Source organism: Plantibacter sp. MCCC 1A11337 (genome assembly GCF_013349365.1).
Lineage (GTDB): Bacteria > Actinomycetota > Actinomycetes > Actinomycetales > Microbacteriaceae > Plantibacter > Plantibacter flavus_A.
Map to the genome: position 1 here is coordinate 24,883 of NZ_JABJWX010000001.1, position 20,527 is coordinate 45,409.

A 20,527-nucleotide genomic window follows, 5' to 3' on the forward strand; every position below is an offset into this window, starting at 1 on the left:
CTGTGAATCAGGACCGTGCCGGGCGCTTCAGTGCTGCAGGGCCGCGCGGCGGCGTGACGAGGCCTGGAGCCGGCGGGCGCGCCCGGCGGTCAGCATCAGGCCGAGGACGACCCCGGCGACGGCACCGGACGTGTTCGCGAGGAGGTCGCGGGGATCGCTCACGCGTCCGGGGATCGCGAGCTGCGCGGCCTCGATGCCGACCGTCAGCGCCGCTGCGACGAGGATGGCGAGCCACCAGCGCCGCCGTCCGAGCAGGAGCAGGAAGAAGACGCCGATCGGGACGAACATGGCGATGTTCGCCCCGAACTCGAGGCGTTCGTAGGTGATCCAAGCCGTCGACTCCCACCGAGCGAGGACGTCGACGAGTCGGTACACGAGGGATTCGGTCCTGCCGTCGAAGGGCCGAGGGCCGAGGGTGATGGTCGCCACGAGCGCGAGGTACACCACGGTGAGGGTGCTGAGCACGGGATGGCGGCGGAACATCGGCCCAGCATGCCCGAGTCACCTTGGCGGCGCTTGAGTGTTCCCTGGACGGGGTCGATGCGTCGCCGATGAGGCCGGTCGGATTGCCAGCAGCGCGTCAGCGCCCTCGCAACCGCTCGATGTCGCGTCGTTCACGCTTCGTCGGTCGACCGGCGCCCCGGTCGCGGACGGCCACGACCTGCCGTTCCGCCGGCGTCGGCAGCGGGGGAGAGCGGTCGATGAGACATTCCGCCGCGACGTCCGCGCCGACCCGTTTCACGATGAGGCGCCGGACCTCCACGATCCGGTCGAAGCCCGCCACGCGGAGCCGGACCTCGTCGCCGATCCTGACGGCCTGTGCCGGCTTCGCCCGATCGCCGTTGACCCGGACGTGGCCGGCTCGACAGGCGGTCGCGCCGGCCGAGCGGGTCTTCGTCAGCCGGACCGCCCAGATCCATGCGTCGACGCGTACGCTCGACGGGCTGTCCATCCTCCGATGGTAGAGCAGCCCATCGGTAGACTCGACCCGTGACTGACGGGGCGGGGCGCGGGGCTCGACGGACCGGTGAAGACCGCGTCGTCACCCTCCCGAACGCGCTCAGCGTCTTCCGGATCCTCCTCGTCCCGGTCTTCCTGATCCTCCTCGTGCAGGGGCAGGACCTGTTGGCCCTCGCGACGCTCGCGTTCTCCGGCGTCACCGACCTGCTCGACGGGTGGATCGCGAGACGGTTCGACCAGATGACGAAGCTCGGCCGTCAACTCGATCCGGCCGCCGATCGCCTCTACATCCTCGCGGCGTTGATCGGTCTCGCGGCCCGCGGACTGATCCCGTGGTGGTTGCTCGTCGTCGTCTTCGCCCGCGACCTGCTGCTCGTCGGGCTCGCCGTCGCGCTCCACCGGTCCGGCACCGGCGTGCTGCCGGTCATCCGCGTGGGGAAGTGGGGTACGGCGCTGCTCTTCATCGGGCTCCCGGTCCTCATGCTCGGCCAGGCGTTCCCAGCCGTCGCGATGATCGCGGCGCCGCTCGGTTGGGTGTCGGTGATCGCCGGAGCGACGCTCTACTGGTGGGCCGGCATCCTCTATCTGCTGCAGACCGTGCGCATCTCGGGGGATGCCCGTTCGAAGCAGCGGGAACGGGCCGGATCCGGCGGGTCACCCTCGACCGGGCGGCTCGACAGCGACGCCACATCGGATACGCTTGACGGAGAGGAGGTCGACGGTGGCTGAGCACGATGAGAAGTATCCCGCGACCGGGGCGTACACGCCGGGAGCCGTCGACGACGGTGCCCCGACGAGCGGCTCGGGCGATCGGGAAGTCGACACGACACTCACCTTCGGTGAAGACCTCGGAGCGGCCCTCGCGGCGATCGACTCCGACGTCACCGCTGAGGAGCACGAGGCGATCGCGGCCCTGCCGTCCGGTTCCGCCCTGCTGATCGTCCGTCGTGGTCCGAACGCCGGTGCGCGGTTCCTCCTCGACGCCGACGTCACGACCGTCGGACGTCACCCCGAGGCAGACATCTTCCTCGACGACGTCACGGTGTCGCGTCGGCACACCGAGTTCCACCGTCACGGGACCGCGTTCGAGATCCGCGACCTCAACTCGCTGAACGGCACGTACTTCGACGGTGTCCGCATCGACAAGGCGATCCTGCGTGACGCCGCCGAGGTGCAGATCGGCAAGTTCCGCCTCACCTTCTACGCGTCGCGGATCGACCTCGCCTCCCAGCTGGGAAGCTAGTGGCGGCAGCCAGCGCGAACGCGCGAAGCGATGGCGCTCCGCTGCTGAGCATCGGGCAGGTGCTCGCACGCCTCACTCCGGAGTTCCCCGAACTGAGCAATTCGAAGCTCCGGTTCCTCGAGGAGCAGGGGCTGGTGTCCCCGGCACGGACGAAGTCGGGCTACCGGAAGTTCTCGAGTGAGGATCTCGAACGTCTGCGGCTGATCCTGTCGATGCAGCGCGACCACTACTTCCCCCTCAAGGTCATCCGCACCTACCTCGTCGAGGTCGACGCGGGACGGTCGCCCCTGTTCCCGGGCAGCGGGCAAGCCGTCGGCGCGCCGTCGATCCATCCCGGCGTTCGCAGGTTCTCGCGGAACGAACTGATCCGCGAAGCCGGCGCCACCCCGATGCTCTTCAACGACGCCGTGAGCGCGTCGCTGATCCTGCCCGCCGAGAACTACGGCGAGGACGTCGCGTCCCTCCTGCGGATCCTGGTGGAGTTGCAGCGCTCCGGCATCGAACCACGGCACCTCCGCGGGTTCCGCGCCTCGATCGAGCGTGAGGTCGGGCTCATCGAGAGCGCGTTGAGCGCCGTCGCCAAGCGGAACGACGCCGCCGGCCGGGCACGCACCGCCGACCGGGCGCTGGAGATCGCCGCACAGCTCGAGGGCGTGCGGTCGAACCTCGTCCGCTCGGCACTCGAGCGACACCAATCCTCCTGATCGACCTCCCAGGGCGTAGACTGCCCTCATCCATCACGGCCAGGTCACAGTTCGATCACTCGTCACGACACGCCGTCCGTTTCGAACGGATGTCGCAGCGTTGACCGGGGCGGATCGGTAGCGTGGTGGGAGTGGTCAAGCCGTCTCGACGCCCCCGTCGAGACCGTACCGACCGTGCAGCGAACATCGAGGAGAAGCAGACATGAGTGAACTCAGTCGCGACGGGGCGTCACGGTACGGTGACCTCGGGCTGCTGTTCACCGACGGGCTTCCAGAACTCGAAGAGGGCCAGGGCTACCGCGGAGCGGTCGCCGCCCGTGCAGCCGGCATCAGCTACCGCCAGCTCGACTACTGGGCCCGGACGGGTCTGGTCGAGCCGACCGTGCGCGGTGCATCCGGGTCCGGAACGCAGCGCCTCTACGGCTTCCGCGACATCCTCGTCCTCAAGCTCGTCAAGCGACTGCTCGACACGGGCATCTCCCTGCAGCAGATCCGCACGGCGGTCGACCAGCTCCGCGAAGCGGGCATCGTCGACCTCGCCCAGACCACGCTCATGAGCGACGGCGCGAGTGTGTACCTCTGCACCTCGAACGACGAGGTCATCGACCTCGTCAGTCGCGGACAGGGCGTCTTCGGCATCGCCGTCGGCAAGGTGCTGCGCGAGGTGGAGTCCACGCTCATCGAGTTCGACGCACAGTCGGCCGACCCCATGGACGAGCTCGCAGCACGTCGCTCCGCTCGCAGCGCCTGACCCGAGCCGAAGGCGCAGGTCCTGAGCCTGTCGAACGGTTCACCGACGCGCGCCACACGTTCCCTGAGCACGCATCTCGGGTACTTGGTGCTCCTGCCGGTCCCTGAGCCTGTCGAAGGGCGACCCGAGCGAGCGCCTGGGCCGGGAGGCGGCCGAACGTTCTCGCCGCGACCTCAGCTGTCGGTGGAGGGCGCTTCGACGGCGGCGGGGCTGGTGACGGCAGCCGGCTCCGGGGGAGCGCCGTCGGCGTACTCGCCGACGCGGCCCGTGCGCAACACGCGGTCGAGGAGTGAGTCGAAGTTCTTCGCCATCTCCTGCGCCGTGTCACCCGGCCACACGTGGACGGGCTTGGCGGCACCCTGAGCCTGCTGGAGGGACGTGCGCTCCAGCAGCTGCGGGTTGAGGATGAGGGGACCGAACATGTCGCGCAGTTCCTTGATGCGGAACTGGTGCTCCATCGACTGCGGACGCACCCGGTTGACGATGATGCCGAGCGGCTGCAGCCGGGGGCTCAGCCCGCGACGGATCTCCTCGACGGCGCGGAGGGCGCGGTCGGCTGCGGAGACCGAGAACAGGCCCGGCTCCGTGACGACGGCGACGCGGTCGCTCGCCGCCCAGGCGGTGCGGGTGAGCGCGTTGAGCGAGGGGGCGCTGTCGATCAGGACGAGGTCGTACTCCTCCTCGACGTGCGCGAGCGCCTCTTCCAGGCGCCAGATGTCGCGGATGCTGGGGTGCGGGCCGTCGAAGTTGATCGCAGACGGGCTACCGATCATGACGTCCATCTTGCCCGGGTGGATCTTCGTCCAGCCGCTCGCCACGATCGCCTGCTCGACGATCTTCTTCTTCGGCGAGGTCAGCACATCCGTCACCGTGAGGTGCCCTGCGACGTCGACGGCCATGCCGGTCGAGACGTCGGATTGGGGGTCGAGATCCACGACCAGCGTGCGGATGTCCTTCGAGAACGCGGCGGAAGCCAGGCCAAGGGTGACGGTGGTCTTGCCGACGCCCCCCTTCAGGGAGCTAACGCTGAGTACATGCACAAGGCTCAACGTTACCGTGACTAGGCTAGGGAATCTCAACGTTTGCTGAGTTGGCTGTTGTGGGAAGGGTTCCATGTTCAGGAAGATTCTTGTCGCCAATCGCGGAGAGATCGCCATCCGGGCGTTCCGTGCCGCGTACGAGCTGGGGGCGAAGACGGTTGCGGTGTTCCCCTATGAGGACCGCAACTCGATGCATCGGCTGAAGGCCGATGAGGCTTACCAGATCGGCACGGAGGGTCATCCGGTGCGCGCCTACCTCGACGTCTCGGAGATCATCCGCGTCGCGAAGGAGTCGGGCGCCGACGCGATCTACCCCGGGTACGGCTTCCTCTCCGAGAATCCGGAACTGGCCGAGGCCGCCCGGGCAGCCGGCATCACCTTCATCGGTCCGCCGTCCTCGGTCCTGGAGATGGCCGGTAACAAGGTGACCGCCAAGGAGCACGCCATCGCGGCCGGGGTCCCGGTCCTGAAGTCGACGCCGGCCAGCCGCGACATCGAAGAGTTGCTCGCCGGTGCCGCCGACATCGGATTCCCGATCTTCGCGAAGGCGGTCGCCGGTGGTGGTGGCCGTGGCATGCGCCGCGTCGACAACGCCGAGGACCTCCGCGGAGCCCTCGAGGCCGCCATGCGCGAGGCGGACAGCGCCTTCGGCGACCCGACGATGTTCCTCGAGCAGGCCGTCGTCCGCCCCCGGCACATCGAGGTCCAGATCCTGGCGAGCGCCGACGGCGAGACCATCCACCTCTTCGAGCGCGACTGCTCGGTGCAGCGCCGACACCAGAAGGTCGTCGAGATCGCGCCGGCCCCGAACCTCGACGAGGACACCCGTCAGGCGATGTACCGCGACGCCATCGCGTTCGCCAAGTCGATCGGCTACGTCAACGCCGGGACGGTCGAGTTCCTCCTCGACACCGCGGGGGAGCGCGCCGGTCAGCACGTGTTCATCGAGATGAATCCGCGCATCCAGGTCGAGCACACCGTGACCGAGGAGGTCACGGACGTCGACCTCGTCCAGTCGCAGATGCGCATCGCCGCCGGCGAGTCGCTCGGCGACCTCGGCCTCACGCAGGAGTCCCTGCACCTCCGTGGCTTCGCACTCCAGTGCCGCATCACCACCGAGGACCCCACGGCGGGCTTCCGTCCCGACACCGGGAAGATCACGACCTACCGTTCTCCGGGCGGCGGCGGCATCCGACTCGACGGCGGTACGGTCGCCTCCGGCGCCCAGATCAGCCCCCACTTCGACTCGATGCTCGCGAAGCTCACCTGCCGCGGGCGCACCTTCGAGGCGGCCGTCACCCGCGCCAAGCGCGCCCTCGCCGAGTTCCGCATCCGCGGCGTCTCCACGAACATCCCGTTCCTGCAGGCGGTCCTCGAAGACGCCTCGTTCGTGGCCGGCGACCTCAGCACCTCCTTCATCGACGAGCGTCCGCAGCTCCTCCGCGGCCACGTCTCGAAGGACCGCGGGACGAAGATCGTGAACTGGCTCGCCGACGTCACGGTCAACCAGCCCAACGGGTCGCGTCCGTCCGGACCGGACCCGGTCGAGAAGCTGCCCGCGATCGACATCACGACCGACGCCCCGGCCGGCTCGCGTCAGCGGCTGCTCGAGCTCGGACCGAAGGGCTTCGCTGACGCCCTCCGCGCCCAGACCGCCCTCGCCGTGACCGAGACCACCTTCCGCGACGCCCACCAGTCGCTCCTGGCCACGCGCGTCCGGACGAAGGACCTGCTCGCGGTCGCACCGTTCGTGTCGCGGCTCACCCCCGAGCTGCTCTCCGTCGAGGCCTGGGGTGGCGCGACGTACGACGTGGCCCTCCGCTTCCTCGGTGAGGAGCCGTGGGAGCGCCTGGCCTCGCTGCGTCAGGCGATGCCGAACATCGCGATCCAGATGCTGCTGCGCGGCCGGAACACCGTCGGCTACACGCCCTATCCCACGGAGGTGACGAACGCCTTCGTGCGGGAGGCCGCCGACACCGGGATCGACATCTTCCGGATCTTCGACGCCCTCAACGACGTGTCGCAGATGCGCCCGGCCATCGATGCGGTCCTGGAGACGGGGACGACCGTGGCGGAGGTCGCCGTCTGCTACACCGGCGACCTGCTGAACCCGGCCGAGGACCTCTACACCCTCGACTACTACCTCCGTCTCGCCGAGAAGATCGTCGAGTCCGGTGCCCATGTGCTCGCCATCAAGGACATGGCTGGGCTCCTCCGTCCGTCCGCGGCGGCCAAGCTCGTCGCGGCGTTCCGCGAGCGGTTCGACCTGCCGGTCCACGTGCACACGCACGACACCCCCGGTGGACAGCTGGCGACCCTCCTCGCGGCGAGCAACGCGGGCGCCGATGCGGTCGACGTCGCGAGCGCGCCGATGGCCGGCACGACGAGTCAGCCGTCCGCGTCCTCGCTGGTCGCCGCGCTGGCCCACACGGAGCGCGACACCGGCATCTCCCTGCAGGGGATCGCCGACCTCGAGCCCTACTGGGAGGCCGTCCGCGCGATGTACCGGCCGTTCGAGTCAGGACTCGCGGGGCCGACCGGTCGCGTGTACACGCACGAGATCCCGGGCGGTCAGCTGTCGAACCTCCGCCAGCAGGCGATCGCGCTCGGACTCGCAGACCACTTCGAGCTCATCGAGGACATGTACGCGGCCTCCAACAAGATCCTCGGTCGGGTGCCCAAGGTGACCCCGTCGAGCAAGGTCGTCGGCGACCTCGCCCTCCACCTCGCCGCCGTCAAGGCGGACCCGGCGGACTTCGAGGCCAACCCCGACAAGTACGACGTCCCGGACTCCGTCGTGGGGTTCATGGCGGGCGAACTCGGGGAGCTCCCGGGCGGATGGCCGGAGCCGTTCCGCTCGAAGGTCCTCGCCGGTCGTTCGGTCGACATCGGGATCACGCCGATCTCCGCTGCGGACCAGGCCTCGCTCGACGGCGGGTCCGCCGAGCGCCGCTCGACCCTCAACCGCCTGTTGTTCCCGGCGCCGACCAAGCAGTTCGAGCAGCAGCGCGACCTGTACGGCGACCTCTCCGTCGTCGACACCGCCGACTACCTGTACGGCCTCGAGCCGGGCATGGAGCACGTCGTCGAGATCGACAAGGGCGTCCGGCTGTTCGTCGGGCTCGAAGCGATCGGTGCGGCCGACGAGAAGGGCATGCGCACCGTCATGGCGACCCTCAACGGTCAGCTGCGGCCGGTGTTCGTCCGCGACCGCAGCATCGAGGTCGACTCCCGCGCGGCCGAGAAGGCCGACACCTCCGTCCCCGGTCAGGTGGCCGCGCCGTTCTCCGGTGTCGTGACCGTCAAGGTCGCCGTCGGCGACCGCGTCGAGGCCGGCCAGCCGGTCGCCTCGATCGAGGCCATGAAGATGGAGGCGGCGATCACGACCGCCGTCGCCGGCGTCGTCGACCGCCTCGCCATCCCGGCGACCCAGCAGGTCGAGGCGGGCGACCTGCTCGTCGTCGTGAAGCCGAGCGCCTGACCCTCCCGAGACCGGCCGCGTCCCTCCTCGAGGCGACGCGGCCGGTCTCCGCGTCCACCACACCTGTCCCGCCCGGAAGGATCCAACCCGTGACGACACGACCCATCAGACACTTCGGCGACCCGGTCCTGAAGGCTCCGACGGCCGAGGTCGTCACGATCGACGACGACATCCGCAGCCTCGTCCGCGATCTCGTGGACAGCGTGGAGCTCCCCGGCCGTGCCGGCGTCGCCGCGACGCAGATCGGTGTCGGACTCCGCGTGTTCAGCTACAACGTCGACGGCGTCATCGGGTACCTCATCAACCCGAAGCTCGTCGAGGTGCGCGGTGAACTCGAGGAGATCGGCGAGGGCTGCCTGTCGGTGCCCGGACTCTGGTTCCCGACGCCGCGCCATCCCTACGCCCGTGCCGTCGGCATCGACCTCGACGGGCAGGAGCTCGTCGTCGAGGGTGAAGGACTCCTCGCCCAGGCGTTGCAGCACGAGACCGACCACCTCGACGGCATGCTCTACCTCGACCGGCTGTCGAAGGAGCACCGCCGCGAGGCGATGAAGCAGGTCCGCGAGAGCGACTGGTTCTAGACGCCGGTCGACGGGCCCAGCGGTCGTCGACCGACCGCCGAGCCCGTCGAGGCGCTACTTCAGGGACATCCCCTGGGTCTCGGGCGAACCCGCTCCGAGGTACATGCCCTCGATCGTCTCCGCGAAGTCCTTGAGGATCACGTTCCGCTTGATGCTGAGCTTCGGCGTGAGGTGCCCGCTCGCCTCCGTGAGCTCGTCGTCGAGGATGACGAACTTGCGGATCGACTCCGCGCGGGACACCTTGGTGTTGGCCTCGTCGATGGCGCGCTGGACGGCGGCGAGCACCGCGGGGTTCCGAGCAGCCTCGGCGGCGCTCATCGAGGCGTCCTGGCCGTTGTTGGCGAGCCATGACGGCAGCATCTCGGTGTCGAGCGTGATGAGGGCGCTGATGAACGGCTTCTGATCGCCGACGACGACGACCTGGCCGACGACCGGGGTCGCGCGGATCGGGTCCTCGAGCGCCGCCGGGGCGACGTTCTTGCCGCCCGCAGTGACGATGATCTCCTTCTTCCGCCCGGTGATCGTGAGGAAGCCGTCGGCGTCGAAGGAGCCGATGTCGCCGGTGCGGAACCAGCCGTCGTCGAAGGCCTCCGCCGTCGCCTCGGGGTTCTGCCAGTACTCCTTGAAGACGTTGATCCCGCGCACCTCGACCTCGCCGTCGTCGGCGATGCGGAGGGAGACGCCGGGGAGTGCCGGTCCGACCGTCCCGATCTTCGACTTCTGGGCGAGGTTCACCGTCGCGGGCGCGGTGGTCTCGGTGAGGCCGTAGCCCTCGAGGATGACGATGCCGAGCGCGTGGAAGAAGTGACCGAGTCGCGGACCGAGTGGAGCGCTGCCGGAGACCGCGTACCGCACCCGGCCGCCCATGGCCGTGCGGATCTTCGACAGCACGAGGCGGTCGAGGACCCGGAACTTCACCTTCAGGCCGAACGGTACGGAACCGCTCTCGAGGGCCTTCGAGTAGGCGATCCCGGTCTCGGCGGCTGCACGGAAGATCTTGCCCTTGCCGCCGGCCTCCGCCTTCTGCTCGGAGGAGTTGTAGACCTTCTCGAAGACCCGGGGGACCGCGAGGAGGAATGTCGGCTTGAACGTGCCGAGCGAGGGGAGCAGCTGCTTCGTGTCGGGCTGATGGCCCGTCTTCACGCCGGAGTGCACGCACAGCACGGCGATGAAGCGCGCGAAGATGTGCGCCGTCGTGATGAAGAGGAGGGTGGAGGCACCGGGAGCGGACACGACGTCCTTGAGTGCGACTGCCGAGTTCCGCGACAGCTCGACGAAGTTCGAGTGGGTGAGGACGCACCCCTTCGGCCGACCGGTCGAGCCGGAGGTGTAGATAAGGGTCGCCATGTCGGAACCCACCGCGAGGTTGCGACGGCGTTCGATCTCCTCGTCGGGGACGTCGACGCCGGCGGCCGCGATCTTGTCGAGGTCTCCGAGGTCGATCTGCCAGACCCGCGCGACGTCGGGGAGGTCACCGTGCACCTCGTCGAAGCGGGCGAACTGGTCGGGTGTCTCGACCAGCACGCTGGTCGCTCCCGAGTCGCTGAGGATCCACTGCACCTGGCTCGGCGAGCTGGTCTCGTAGATCGGGACGAGGAGTGCTCCGGCGAACCAGACGGCGAAGTCGATGAGGGTCCACTCGTACCGGGTCTTGCACATGAGCCCGATCTTGTCGCCGGGTTCGATCCCCGCGGCGACGAGGCCCTTCGCCAGGGCGACGACCTGCGCGTGGAATTCGGCGGTGGTCACGTCCACCCACTCCGACCCGCGGGGAACGGCGAACAGCGCGGCGTCGGGCGCAGCAGCCAGGCGCTTCACGAGCAGATCGGTCGCATTGGCGGATGGGTCTGCTGCGACGACTGCAGGGACGTCGAACTGTTCCACGGCAACTCCTTCGGTACCAGGTCGGCAAGATGTTGCTCCATCCTAGAGCACGGGTGTTTGCGCGGTTTCTGTGGCGCGCAGACGCTCAGTAGACTCGACTGCGGCGCGCGGGCGACCGACTCGACTGACGGTCGGTCACACGCCGCTGCCGGTATCGGCGACATCAGGACAGGGAGACGGCACCGTTATGGCAAACGCGATCGGCATCGACATCGGCGGGACGAAGATCGCGGGCGGGGTCGTCGACGACGACGGTCGGATCCTCGCGGCCGGGCGCACGCCGACGCAGGCCTCCGATCCCGACGCCATCATCGACGACGTCGTCGCCATGGTCCGGTCCTTGGACGACGGCAGCATCTCGAGCGTGGGCGTCGCAGCGCCGGGGTTCTTCGACGGCACGCGCTCGACCGTCTACTACTCGCCGAACATCGCCTGGCGGAACGAGCCCCTGCAGGCCCGGCTGGCCGCGCGGCTGCCCGACAAGGTCGTGACGATCGAGAACGACGCGAACGCCGCGGGTTGGGCCGAGTTCCGGTTCGGTGCGGGGCGCGAGGAACGCAGCATGGTCATGGTGACGATCGGCACGGGTGTCGGCGGGGCGATCGTCCTCGACGACCGGCTGCTGACCGGTGGCTTCGGCAGCGGTGCGGAACTGGGACACATGCGCCTCATCCCGGACGGGCTGCCCTGCGGCTGCGGCGCGCGTGGCTGCGTCGAGCAGTACTGTTCGGGGAACGCGTTGCTCCGGCTCGCGAACGAGGCCGCGGACGCCGGTGGCGACGGTGCCGCCCTCGCCCGAGCCCGGGCCGCGGCCGGCGGACTGCTGAACGGACACCACGTCTCCGCCCTGCTCGAGTCCGGTGATCCCGGCGCCCTCCGATGCCTCAACGAGCTCGCCGATCTGCTGGGGCAGGCCCTCGCGAGCATGTCGGCCATCCTCGACCCCAACATCTTCGTGATCGGCGGCGGCGTCGCCCAGGCCGGCGACCTCCTCCTGGACCCCGTTCGTGAGGCGTTCCTGACGCACCTCCCGGCGCGCGGATTCCACCCGGAGCCGTCCTTCAGCATCGCGCAGCTCGTGAACGACGCCGGGGTCATCGGCGCCGGCGATCTCGCCAGGAGCGCCCTCGTCCTCGGCTGACGACGACGGCAAGACGGAGGAGCACGATGTTCTACTGGTTCATGAAGTACCTGGTCGCCGGCCCGATCCTCAAGTCGATCTTCCGGCCGTGGGTGATCGGTGCCGAGAACATCCCGGAGCACGGCGGCGCGATCATCGCCAGCAACCACCTGTCCTTCATCGACTCGGTGATCCTCCCGCTGTGCGTCGACCGGCGGATCTCCTTCCTGGCCAAGAGCGAGTACTTCCGCGGCAAGGGATTCGGTGGCTGGGCCACGAAGACCTTCATGCTCGGCACGGGGCAGCTCCCGATCGACCGGTCGGGCGGCAAAGCCTCCGAGGCCTCGCTCAACACCGGGCTCGCGGTCCTCGGTGGCGGTCACCTGCTGGGGATCTATCCGGAGGGCACCCGCAGTCCCGACGGGACGATGTACCGCGGCCGCACCGGCGTCGCGCGGATGGTGCTCGAGGCCGGGGTCCCCATCGTCCCCGTCGCGATGATCGACACCGAGAAGGTCATGCCCATCGGCACGAAGCTGCCCCGGATCCGCCGGATCGGGATCGTCATCGGCAAGCCGCTCGACTTCTCGCGGTTCGAGGGTATGGAGGGCGACCGCTTCATCCTCCGCAGCGTCACGGACGAGTTGATGGTCGAGCTCCGCAAGCTCTCGGGCCAGGACTATCGCGACGTCTACGCCACGAGCGTCAAGGAGCGCGCCGCGTCGGCGTGACGCTAAGCTGAAAAACCGGGCCGCGATCGCGGTCCGTTCCCCCTTCCGGGCGGGCTCCGGAGCGCGTCCGGTCGAAGAGAAACAGGAAATCCGTGTCCCACGCTACAGAACCAGTCGTCATGGCCGAACCCTCGGTGATCGCCGGACTGGACTATTGGCGTGAGCTGCCGATCAAGCAGCAGCCGTCATGGCCGGACCAGGCCGCCGTCGCGCGTGCCTCCGCCGAACTCGCGACGCTCCCTCCGCTGGTCTTCGCCGGCGAGGTCGACATCCTGCGCGACCGCTTGGCCCGGGCGGCGAGCGGCAACGCGTTCCTGCTCCAGGGCGGCGACTGCGCCGAGACCTTCGCCGGTGCGACGGCCGAGCAGATCCGCAACCGCGTGAAGACGGTCCTGCAGATGGCGGTCGTGCTCACGTACGGTGCGTCGATGCCGGTCGTGAAGATGGGCCGGATGGCCGGGCAGTTCGCCAAGCCGCGCTCCAACGACTCGGAGACGCGGGGCGACGTCACCCTGCCCGCCTACCGCGGCGACATCGTCAACGGCTACGACTTCACCCCGGAGTCGCGCACGGCCGACCCCGCTCGGCTCGTCAAGGGGTACCACACCTCCGCATCGACCCTGAACCTCATCCGGGCGTTCACCCAGGGCGGGTTCGCCGACCTCCGCGAGGTCCACAGCTGGAACAAGGGGTTCGCCGCCAACCCGGTGAACCACCGCTACGAGGGACTGGCGCGCGACATCGATCGTGCGATCAAGTTCATGGAGGCGGCCGGAGCCGACTTCGACCAGCTGCGGGGTGTCGAATTCTACTCGAGCCACGAGGCGCTGCTCATGGACTACGAGCGACCGATGACGCGGATCGACTCGCGGACCGGTACGCCGTACAACACCTCCGCCCACTTCGTGTGGATCGGGGAGCGGACCCGCGAGCTCGACGGCGCGCACGTCGACTTCCTGTCGCGAGTCCGCAACCCGATCGGCGTGAAGCTCGGCCCCACCACCTCGGCCGACGACATGCTGCGTCTCATCGACAAACTCGACCCCGAGCGCGAGCCCGGGCGCCTGACGTTCATCACGCGGATGGGTGCTGGCAAGATCAGGGACGCCCTGCCTCCGCTGCTCGAGGCGATCAAGGGTGCCGACGCGACGCCGCTCTGGGTCACCGATCCGATGCACGGCAACGGACTCACGACGCCCACCGGCTACAAGACGCGTCGCTTCGACGACGTCGTGGACGAGGTCAAGGGGTTCTTCGAAGCCCACCGCGCCGCAGGGACGCACCCCGGCGGCATCCACGTCGAGCTCACCGGCGACGACGTCACCGAGTGCCTGGGCGGCTCGGAGCAGATCGACGAGGCCACCCTGGCGACGCGGTACGAGTCGCTGTGCGATCCTCGCCTCAACCACATGCAGTCGCTGGAGCTCGCCTTCCTCGTGGCGGAGGAGCTCGCCGCCGCGAAGTAGGTCTCACACGACGAAGCGCCCGTGCCGGATCCGGCATGGGCGCTTCGTCGTGTGACAGCCGTGTGGGTCGAGCACGTGTCGCCGTTGGCTACAGACCGAAGTCGGTGATGTTGACGGTCGAGCCCTTCTTGACGGACTTGCCCGCCGGGGGATCGGTCTTCTTGACCTTGAAGATGTCGCGGAAGGCCTCTGCCACGGCGATGTCACCGACGGTGAATCCGGCGTCCTGGAGTGTCGTGATGGCCTGATTGATCGTCTGGCCCGTGGTGTCGGGGACGGCGACCAACTCGACGCCCTTGGACACGATCAAGGTCACGTCGTCGCCCGGAATGAAGGCCGTCTCGTTCCCGTCCGCATCGGTCTTGGCCTGGATGCCGATGACCTGCCCAGCGGGGATCGTGTCGTCGAACGCCTCGTCGGAGGTTCCCACGCCGAGCCCGACGGATTCGAGGGCGTCGCGCGCCTGATCCGGCGTCATCCCCGAGACCGAGGGCACCTGTCCGGCCGACACGAGCAGCGTCACCGTGGAGCCTTGGAAGGACGGCCCACCCTGGCTGTAGTCGGCTCCCGAGGTCGCGTCGGTCGCCGCGAGCACGATGTCCTTCGCGATGCTCGGGTCGAACTGTTGGTTCACGGTGCCGACGGCGACGCCGAGCGCGTCCAACTGCTGTTCGGCGTCGGACTGTGCGAGCCCGGCGAGGACCGGGATGTCCACCGGTTGCGGTCCCTGGGAGACGAGGACCGTGACGGAGCTGCCCTTCTCGATCTTCGAGCCGGACGGCGGATCGCTGCCGGCGACCGTGCCGGCCGGGACGGTGAGGCTGAACGTCGCGCCTTCGACGGGCACGAAGCCCAGCTCCACGAGTTTGGCTGACGCCTGGTCGAAACTCCCGTCGGCGACGTTCGGGACCTCGACGAGCGAGCCGGGGCCCTGGCCGAAGTACCATCCGGTCCCACCGGCGAGCGCGGCGAGCATGAGGACGATCGTGAACAGCGCGACGCCCGCGCGGCTGCGCTTGCGCGCCTTCGTGGCGAGCTTGCCCGGACCGTCCGTCGCGTCGGCGCGCACCGGGACTTGCTGCGGTTTGGTGTTGCGGCCGATGACCTGGGTGACGTCGTCGGCGTGCTCGCTCGAGTAGGAGGCCGGCATGACGATCGTGGGCTGCGCCCCGGTGGCGACCGAGGTGAACCCGAGACTGGACTCGATGGACCGCAAACGCTCGAGCATCTCGCCGGCGTTCGACGGACGATCGTCCGGTTCGCGCTCGGTGGCCCAGAAGACGAGGTCGTCGAGTTCCTTCGGGACGGCGGGGTTCTTGGCGCTCGGTGCGGGGACCGACTCGTTGGCGTGCTGGTAGGCGATCTGCATCGGCTGCTCGCCCTTGTAGGGCTGCTCGCCGGTGAGCATCTCGTAGAGCATGATCCCGAGCGCGTAGATGTCGCTCCGCGCGTCGGCCTGTCCACGGGTGACGAGTTCGGGGGAGAGGTAGGCGATCGTCCCGAGGAGTGCCTGGCCGGTGGCCGTGTTCGCGCTCGCGGCTCTCGCGAGGCCGAAGTCGCCGATCTTGATGCGCCCGTCGTCGGCGAGCAGGACGTTCTCCGGCTTGACGTCGCGGTGGACGATGCCGGCGCGGTGCGCGGCGGCGAGACCGGACAGCACGGCGTCGAGGATGTCGGCGGCCTGCCGAGGGGTGAGCGTGCCGTTGTCGCGGATGAGGTCGCGGAGGGTGATCCCCGGCAGGTGCTCCATGACGAGGTAGGCCATGTCGGAGTCCTGGCCCTGGTCGAACACGCTGACGACGTGCGGGTTCGCGAGCCGGGCGGCGGAGCGCGCCTCCTGGATGAAGCGGTTCTTGAACGTCGTGTCGTCCGAGAGATGGCCGTGCATGACCTTGATCGCGACGCGTCGTTCCAGCCGGAGATCGGTGGCGAGGTACACCGTCGCCATGCCGCCCCGGGCGATGCGTGAGCGCACCTGATATCTCCCGTCGAGGAGACGGCCGATCATCGGATCGGTCTGCTGGTTGCTACTCACCAGTCGAGTGTATGGAACGTCGGGCGCGAAGAGCTGTCAACACCCCGGGAGGGCGGCGAGGCGCCTGGATCGTTACCCGAACGCGATCCGACGGCGCCGAGCGGAGCGCGGTCGTGGCAGACTGCTGTGCGTGACTGAGCAGAATTCCGAACTCGTGTGGTTCACCCTTCCCGATCTGGCGACCGAACTCGGGCTGCCGATCCGACGCATCCGCCAGTACCTCGAGGAGCGCGACCTCCTCGCCGTCCGGCGTGACGGCGTGCTGCAGGTGCCGTCGTCGTTCATCGCGGACGGCGGGCCGGTGCACAACCTGCGCGGCACGCTCACGCTGCTGTCCGACAACGGCTTCGACGACGAGGCCGCGATGGTCTGGATGCTCGAGGACGACGACGCGATCGGGACCTCCCCGATCCAAGCCCTCCGCGAGGGACGTCGTTCCGAGGTCCGCCGGGTGGCTCAGGCGCTCGCCTGATCCCGTGCCGTCCGAGCCGGACGGCTCAGGTCTCGCGGCGTGCGACCGCGACCGCGAGGCCGCGCAGGTGGGCCCGGGCGTCGTCGTTGATCGGAGCCTCGCCCAGTGCGGAGAGTGCCCGTGCGACGTGGTCCTGGATGAGCTTCTCCACCTGGTCGACGGCCCCGCTGTCGCGGATGGTCGCCTGGAGCAGGCCGATCTGGTCGTCGTCGAGTTCGGGATCCCCGAGCAGCTCGTCGAGGATGGCGCGCGCGCCCGGCTGGAGGGCCTCCCTCGTGAGCGCGATGAGGATGGTGCGCTTCCCCTCGCGGAGGTCGTCGCCACTCGGCTTACCGGTCACAGCGGGATCGCCGTAGACGCCGAGGAGGTCGTCGCGCAGCTGGAAGGCGATGCCGAGGGGGAGGCCGTACCCGCGGAGCGACGCGAGCTGCTGCTCGTTCCCGCCGCCGAGGAGTGCCCCGAGCGCGAGCGGGGACTCGATGCTGTACTTGGCCGATTTGAAGATGAGGACGCGCTCGGCCCGGCGGCGCTGTTCGTCGTCGGCGGCGTCGCGCCAGGCGCGCTCCTCGAGGATGTCGAGGTACTGGCCGGCCGTGACCTCGGTCCGCATCCGGTTGAACTCGGCCCGCGCTGCGCGAGCGGCGGTGCGGTCGTCCAGCTGGTCGAGTCCGTCGTCGAGGAGTTCGTCACTCCAGCCGAGGAGCAGGTCGCCGAGGAGCGTGGCGGCTCCGGTGCCGAAGGTGGTCGGGTCGCCGTCCCATCTGCTGCGGCGGTGCAACTCCGCGAAGGAGACGTGAGCCGACGGTGCACCCCGGCGGGTGTCGGAGTTGTCGATGATGTCGTCGTGGACGAGGGCTGCGGCGTGGAACAGTTCGAGCGCTCCACAGGTCGCGATGACGGTCTCGAGGCCGCCCTGACCACTGGCGTGCCTGCCGGTGGAGACGGCCTGCCAGCCCCGGAAACAGAACTGTGCTCGGAACCGCTTCCCACCGCTGAGAAATTCCCGGGAGAAGTCGAGGAACGGGGAGAGCTCCGGGCCGATCTGCGCGACAATGGAGCTTCGCGAGGAGAGAAAGTCGGAGAGCCCGCGGCCCACCAGGGTGGCGAGTTCATTGCTTTCGATCACGCACCTAGCCTAGTCATGCTTCGGTGGCTAGACTCGATCAACAACGTCGCGTCGTGTGACCTTGAGGGGAATCAGATGCCACTTTCAGAGCAGGAGCAACGGCTCCTCGATGAGATGGAACGCCACCTCTACCGCAGCGATGCCGATTTCGTCTCCAAGGTCAGCGCTGGAGCGGGCAAACCGAGTTACCGCGGAATCGCGCTCGGCTCCCTCATCGCGGTGGTCGGGGCGATCGGCCTCGTGCTCGGAGTCGTGATCCAGCAGCCCATCGTCGGTCTGCTCGGGTTCGCGATCATGCTCACGGGCGTGCTCGTGGCGACCAAACCGACCCGGGCTCCACTCGAACAGCCGCGGCCTCGTCAGGCTGCTCCGGCCGGCCAGAAGTCGTCCCGTCTGATGGACCGCTTCAACGACCGCTGGGACAAGCGTCAGTCTGGCGACGAGCAGTAACGATGCCGCGCCTCCCGGTCGCTCCGCGTCCGGCCGCCTGACTCCACTTCCCTCCCTCGCGGCGCCGCCGCACCACGACTCCGAACGGGGCCGATCTTCGGATCGGCCCCGTTTCGTCGTTTCAGGCCCTCCCTGACCGTCCCGGATAGGGCGAACTCCCTCCATTTCCCTCCACCCCGCAAAGTCCCGACTTTGCGGGGTTTTTTCGTGGGTAATCGAGCCAATATGGAGGAATGTGCTGCATTGGTGGGGCAAAGTGGAGTAAAGTGGAGCCCAACCAAGATGTTGGCCAGAACGATTGGGGGCGGGGGCGTATGTTCCTCGGTAGTCACGCCCCCAAACTCGACGAAAAAGGCCGCATCATCCTGCCGGCGAAGTTCCGCGATGAGCTCTCCGGCGGGGTCGTCATGACCCGAGGCCAGGAGCACTGCATCTACGTCTTCAGCACGCGGGAGTTCGAGGCGCTCCACGAGAAGATCCGCCAGGCTCCGGTCACCAGCAAGCAGGCCCGCGACTACCTGCGCGTGTTCCTCTCCGGAGCGAGCGCCGAGACCCCCGACAAGCAGCACCGCGTGACCATTCCGTCCAACCTCCGCCAGTACGCCGGGCTCAGCCGCGACCTCGTGGTCATCGGCGCCGGCAGCCGCGCGGAGATCTGGGACGCCGAGGCATGGGAGTCCTACCTCGCCGAACAGGAGAGCGTCTTCTCCGAGACCGCCGAGGAGGTGATCCCCGGACTCTTCTAGTGCCCTGCCCCCTGACTCCCAGCCGTCCCGCCCTGACACACTTCCCCGGTGCCAGGTCGGAGCCCGCCCTGACACACTTCCCCGGTGCCAGGTCGGAACGGATGGGGATCAGGGGTCAGGGACCGTCCGGATTACACATATGGCCATCGACGACATCCACACCCCGGTCCTCCTCGAGCGATGCATCGAGTTGCTCGCCCCCGCCGTGTCACACGAGGGCGCGGTCCTCATCGACGCCACGCTCGGCATGGCGGGGCACGCCGAAGCGATGCTCGAGCGGTTCCCGCAGTTGACCCTCATCGGGCTCGACCGCGACCTCGATGCACTCGACATCGCCCAGGAGCGGCTCGAGCGCTTCGGGTCGCGAGCCCGGTTCGTCAAAGCCGTCTACGACGACATCGACGAGGCCGCCGAGGAGCTCGGCTTCCCACAGGTGGACGGCATCCTGTTCGACCTCGGTGTCTCCTCGCTGCAACTCGATCGGACCGAACGCGGCTTCTCGTACTCGCAGGACGCTCCTCTCGACATGCGGATGGACGCCTCGAGCGAGCTGACGGCGGAGACGATCCTCGCCACCTACGACGAGGTCGCGCTTCGGAAGATCTTCTGGGAGTACGGCGACGAGAAGTTGGCGCAGCGCTACGCGCGCCGCATCGTCGAGGAACGCCAGCAGCGACCCCTGACGAGTTCCGGTCAGCTCGTCGAGCTCATCGATCGGGCCACGCCGGCGGCCGCACGTCGCACCGGCCATCCGGCCAAGCGGGTCTTCCAGGCGCTGCGCATCGAGGTCAACGCGGAGCTGTCGGTCCTCGAGTCCGCCGTGCCCCGCGCGCTCGACCTGCTTCGGGTCGGAGGACGGATCGTGTTCCTGTCCTACCAGTCGCTCGAGGACCGGATCGTCAAGCGCGAGCTCCAGGCCCGGGCGAAGTCGACAACTCCGGCGGGCCTGCCCGTCGAACTCCCGGAACACAGTGCGGAGCTGAAGCTCCTCGTCAAGGGCGCCGAACTCGCCACCGAGGCCGAGATCGACGAGAACCCCAGAGCGAAACCCGTGCGACTCCGCGCGGCCGAACGGCTGAGGAGGCCAGCATGAGCGGAGCGACCGCAGCACTCGATCTCGCACCAGAACGGCTCGGACGCGCTCGGCCGCAGCCGACCCGGACGGCCCCCGAACGGCAGCACATCCGTGCGGTCACGACCGGGGCGCGCTCGAAGCTCCGACCACGGCCGATGTACGCGGTCGTCGTCGTCGGTGCGGTCGTCGCCATCGTCGTCGGTCAGTTGCTCCTCAGCGTCGGGTTGAGCCAGGGCGCGTACCAGATCCAGCAGCTCGAGGGGAAGCAGGTCGAACTCGGCCGCACCTCGGCCGCGCTGGCCGAGGACCTCGACCGCCTGTCCTCGCCCCAGTACCTCGCCGTGAACGCGCAGGCACTCGGCATGGTGGGCAACTCGCTCCCGACCTACCTCCGACTCTCCGACGGTGCCGTGCTGGGGACGCCTACGCCGGCGTCGGCGAGCACGAGTCCGATCTTCAACGCCGCCCTCGTGCCGAACGCACAGGCCGCGACGCTCCCGCTCGTCGGCGGGCAGAACGCCGCCGCCGCAGACGGCGCGTCGAGCCAGGAAGCGGTCACCCCGCCCGTACCGTTGCAGGACGGGCTGCCGTCGCCGACCACACGATGACCGGACGGCTCACGGTGGAGGACGACGCCCTGCTCGGAGGTGCGACGTCGGGAG

20 protein-coding genes are annotated in these 20,527 nt (G+C 68.9%); 14 read left to right on the forward strand and 6 right to left on the reverse strand.

What is annotated here, in order from left to right:
- Nucleotides 1–27 precede the first annotated feature (27 nt).
- Together HOW07_RS00125 and HOW07_RS00130 are read right to left on the reverse strand one after the other, a co-directional pair.
- Complete coding sequence (locus tag HOW07_RS00125) at nt 28–483, reverse strand: VanZ family protein (protein WP_079002583.1); 456 nt, start codon at nt 481–483, stop codon at nt 28–30.
- A gap of 97 nt (nt 484–580) precedes the next feature.
- A complete protein-coding gene (locus tag HOW07_RS00130; RefSeq protein ID WP_064297017.1) occupies nt 581–952 on the reverse strand; it encodes an RNA-binding S4 domain-containing protein in 372 nt (123 codons plus the stop codon).
- Between the two features lie 38 nt (nt 953–990).
- On the opposite strand from HOW07_RS00130, the gene HOW07_RS00135 reads away from it, so the two are divergent.
- From HOW07_RS00135 to HOW07_RS00150, 4 genes are all read left to right on the forward strand, one after another.
- Nucleotides 991–1,689 carry a CDP-alcohol phosphatidyltransferase family protein gene (locus tag HOW07_RS00135; protein ID WP_064297016.1) on the forward strand — a complete coding sequence of 233 codons (699 nt, stop codon included), beginning with the start codon at nt 991–993 and terminating at the stop codon, nt 1,687–1,689.
- The gene (locus HOW07_RS19730; protein WP_086473205.1) at nt 1,682–2,203 is read left to right on the forward strand and encodes an FHA domain-containing protein; all 522 of its coding nucleotides are present in this window, start codon (nt 1,682–1,684) and stop codon (nt 2,201–2,203) included. Before HOW07_RS00135 ends, HOW07_RS19730 begins: the two co-directional genes overlap by 8 nt.
- A complete protein-coding gene (locus HOW07_RS00145) occupies nt 2,203–2,907 on the forward strand; it encodes a MerR family transcriptional regulator (RefSeq protein WP_064297015.1) in 705 nt (234 codons plus the stop codon). Before HOW07_RS19730 ends, HOW07_RS00145 begins: the two co-directional genes overlap by 1 nt.
- Before the next feature lie 202 nt (nt 2,908–3,109).
- A complete protein-coding gene (locus tag HOW07_RS00150) occupies nt 3,110–3,658 on the forward strand; it encodes a MerR family transcriptional regulator (protein WP_064297014.1) in 549 nt (182 codons plus the stop codon).
- 173 nt (nt 3,659–3,831) lie between these two features.
- Here HOW07_RS00150 and HOW07_RS00155 read toward each other — a convergent pair whose 3' ends face one another.
- Nucleotides 3,832–4,698 (reverse strand): ParA family protein, encoded by an 867-nt coding sequence (locus HOW07_RS00155; protein ID WP_079002579.1) that lies wholly within the window; start codon nt 4,696–4,698, stop codon nt 3,832–3,834.
- A 73-nt stretch (nt 4,699–4,771) separates the two neighbouring features.
- Between HOW07_RS00155 and HOW07_RS00160 the strand changes: the two genes are divergently transcribed.
- Both HOW07_RS00160 and HOW07_RS00165 read left to right on the forward strand, forming a co-directional pair.
- Nucleotides 4,772–8,179, forward strand: coding sequence for a pyruvate carboxylase (locus tag HOW07_RS00160; RefSeq protein ID WP_175115795.1), 3,408 nt, complete (start codon nt 4,772–4,774; stop codon nt 8,177–8,179).
- A gap of 89 nt (nt 8,180–8,268) precedes the next feature.
- The gene (locus HOW07_RS00165) at nt 8,269–8,760 is read left to right on the forward strand and encodes a peptide deformylase (protein WP_064297012.1); all 492 of its coding nucleotides are present in this window, start codon (nt 8,269–8,271) and stop codon (nt 8,758–8,760) included.
- 54 nt (nt 8,761–8,814) lie between these two features.
- On the opposite strand, the gene HOW07_RS00170 is transcribed toward HOW07_RS00165, so the two are convergent.
- Nucleotides 8,815–10,644, reverse strand: a complete 1,830-nt coding sequence (locus HOW07_RS00170) for a long-chain fatty acid--CoA ligase (protein ID WP_071260288.1) — start codon at nt 10,642–10,644, stop codon at nt 8,815–8,817.
- A 187-nt stretch (nt 10,645–10,831) separates the two neighbouring features.
- On the opposite strand from HOW07_RS00170, the gene HOW07_RS00175 reads away from it, so the two are divergent.
- The 3 genes from HOW07_RS00175 to HOW07_RS00185 all read left to right on the forward strand — a co-directional run bounded on the left by HOW07_RS00175 (nt 10,832) and on the right by HOW07_RS00185 (nt 13,961).
- Complete coding sequence (locus tag HOW07_RS00175) at nt 10,832–11,785, forward strand: ROK family protein (RefSeq protein ID WP_175115796.1); 954 nt, start codon at nt 10,832–10,834, stop codon at nt 11,783–11,785.
- Nucleotides 11,786–11,811: 26 nt separating this feature from the next.
- Nucleotides 11,812–12,495 carry a 1-acyl-sn-glycerol-3-phosphate acyltransferase gene (locus tag HOW07_RS00180; protein WP_064297009.1) on the forward strand — a complete coding sequence of 228 codons (684 nt, stop codon included), beginning with the start codon at nt 11,812–11,814 and terminating at the stop codon, nt 12,493–12,495.
- A gap of 119 nt (nt 12,496–12,614) precedes the next feature.
- Nucleotides 12,615–13,961, forward strand: coding sequence for a class II 3-deoxy-7-phosphoheptulonate synthase (locus tag HOW07_RS00185; RefSeq protein ID WP_056005400.1), 1,347 nt, complete (start codon nt 12,615–12,617; stop codon nt 13,959–13,961).
- 88 nt (nt 13,962–14,049) lie between these two features.
- Here the strand turns inward: HOW07_RS00185 and pknB are convergent, their stop codons facing one another.
- On the reverse strand, nt 14,050–15,996 hold the full coding sequence (pknB, locus tag HOW07_RS00190) for a Stk1 family PASTA domain-containing Ser/Thr kinase (protein ID WP_285039627.1): 1,947 nt from the start codon (nt 15,994–15,996) through the stop codon (nt 14,050–14,052).
- 130 nt (nt 15,997–16,126) lie between these two features.
- On the opposite strand from pknB, the gene HOW07_RS00195 reads away from it, so the two are divergent.
- Nucleotides 16,127–16,468 (forward strand): Rv2175c family DNA-binding protein, encoded by a 342-nt coding sequence (locus HOW07_RS00195; protein WP_064297006.1) that lies wholly within the window; start codon nt 16,127–16,129, stop codon nt 16,466–16,468.
- Nucleotides 16,469–16,493: 25 nt separating this feature from the next.
- On the opposite strand, the gene HOW07_RS00200 is transcribed toward HOW07_RS00195, so the two are convergent.
- Entirely contained in the window at nt 16,494–17,594 is a 1,101-nt protein-coding gene (locus tag HOW07_RS00200) for a polyprenyl synthetase family protein (protein ID WP_064297005.1), read from the reverse strand.
- Between the two features lie 75 nt (nt 17,595–17,669).
- Between HOW07_RS00200 and HOW07_RS00205 the strand changes: the two genes are divergently transcribed.
- The 4 genes from HOW07_RS00205 (at nt 17,670) to HOW07_RS00220 (ending at nt 20,473) form a co-directional block, all read left to right on the forward strand.
- Nucleotides 17,670–18,044, forward strand: coding sequence for a DUF3040 domain-containing protein (locus HOW07_RS00205; protein WP_079002572.1), 375 nt, complete (start codon nt 17,670–17,672; stop codon nt 18,042–18,044).
- A gap of 314 nt (nt 18,045–18,358) precedes the next feature.
- A complete protein-coding gene (gene mraZ, locus HOW07_RS00210; RefSeq protein ID WP_064297003.1) occupies nt 18,359–18,790 on the forward strand; it encodes a division/cell wall cluster transcriptional repressor MraZ in 432 nt (143 codons plus the stop codon).
- Nucleotides 18,791–18,929: 139 nt separating this feature from the next.
- The gene (gene rsmH, locus HOW07_RS00215) at nt 18,930–19,883 is read left to right on the forward strand and encodes a 16S rRNA (cytosine(1402)-N(4))-methyltransferase RsmH (RefSeq protein ID WP_121290567.1); all 954 of its coding nucleotides are present in this window, start codon (nt 18,930–18,932) and stop codon (nt 19,881–19,883) included.
- Nucleotides 19,880–20,473: a hypothetical protein gene (locus HOW07_RS00220; protein WP_175115797.1), complete on the forward strand. Its 594-nt coding sequence runs from the start codon at nt 19,880–19,882 to the stop codon at nt 20,471–20,473. Before rsmH ends, HOW07_RS00220 begins: the two co-directional genes overlap by 4 nt.
- The last annotated feature ends 54 nt before the right edge of the window (nt 20,474–20,527 follow it).

Coding starts and splice junctions, on each gene's coding strand:
- HOW07_RS00150 (WP_064297014.1), top strand. CDS start 3,110: ATGAGTGAACTCAGTCGCGACGGGGCGTCACGGTACGGTGACCTCGGG.
- HOW07_RS00180 (WP_064297009.1), top strand. CDS start 11,812: ATGTTCTACTGGTTCATGAAGTACCTGGTCGCCGGCCCGATCCTCAAG.
- HOW07_RS00130 (WP_064297017.1), bottom strand. CDS start 952: ATGGACAGCCCGTCGAGCGTACGCGTCGACGCATGGATCTGGGCGGTC.
- HOW07_RS00220 (WP_175115797.1), top strand. CDS start 19,880: ATGAGCGGAGCGACCGCAGCACTCGATCTCGCACCAGAACGGCTCGGA.
- HOW07_RS00205 (WP_079002572.1), top strand. CDS start 17,670: ATGCCACTTTCAGAGCAGGAGCAACGGCTCCTCGATGAGATGGAACGC.
- HOW07_RS00175 (WP_175115796.1), top strand. CDS start 10,832: ATGGCAAACGCGATCGGCATCGACATCGGCGGGACGAAGATCGCGGGC.
- HOW07_RS00125 (WP_079002583.1), bottom strand. CDS start 483: ATGTTCCGCCGCCATCCCGTGCTCAGCACCCTCACCGTGGTGTACCTC.
- rsmH (WP_121290567.1), top strand. CDS start 18,930: ATGGCCATCGACGACATCCACACCCCGGTCCTCCTCGAGCGATGCATC.
- HOW07_RS00185 (WP_056005400.1), top strand. CDS start 12,615: ATGGCCGAACCCTCGGTGATCGCCGGACTGGACTATTGGCGTGAGCTG.
- mraZ (WP_064297003.1), top strand. CDS start 18,359: ATGTTCCTCGGTAGTCACGCCCCCAAACTCGACGAAAAAGGCCGCATC.
- HOW07_RS00160 (WP_175115795.1), top strand. CDS start 4,772: ATGTTCAGGAAGATTCTTGTCGCCAATCGCGGAGAGATCGCCATCCGG.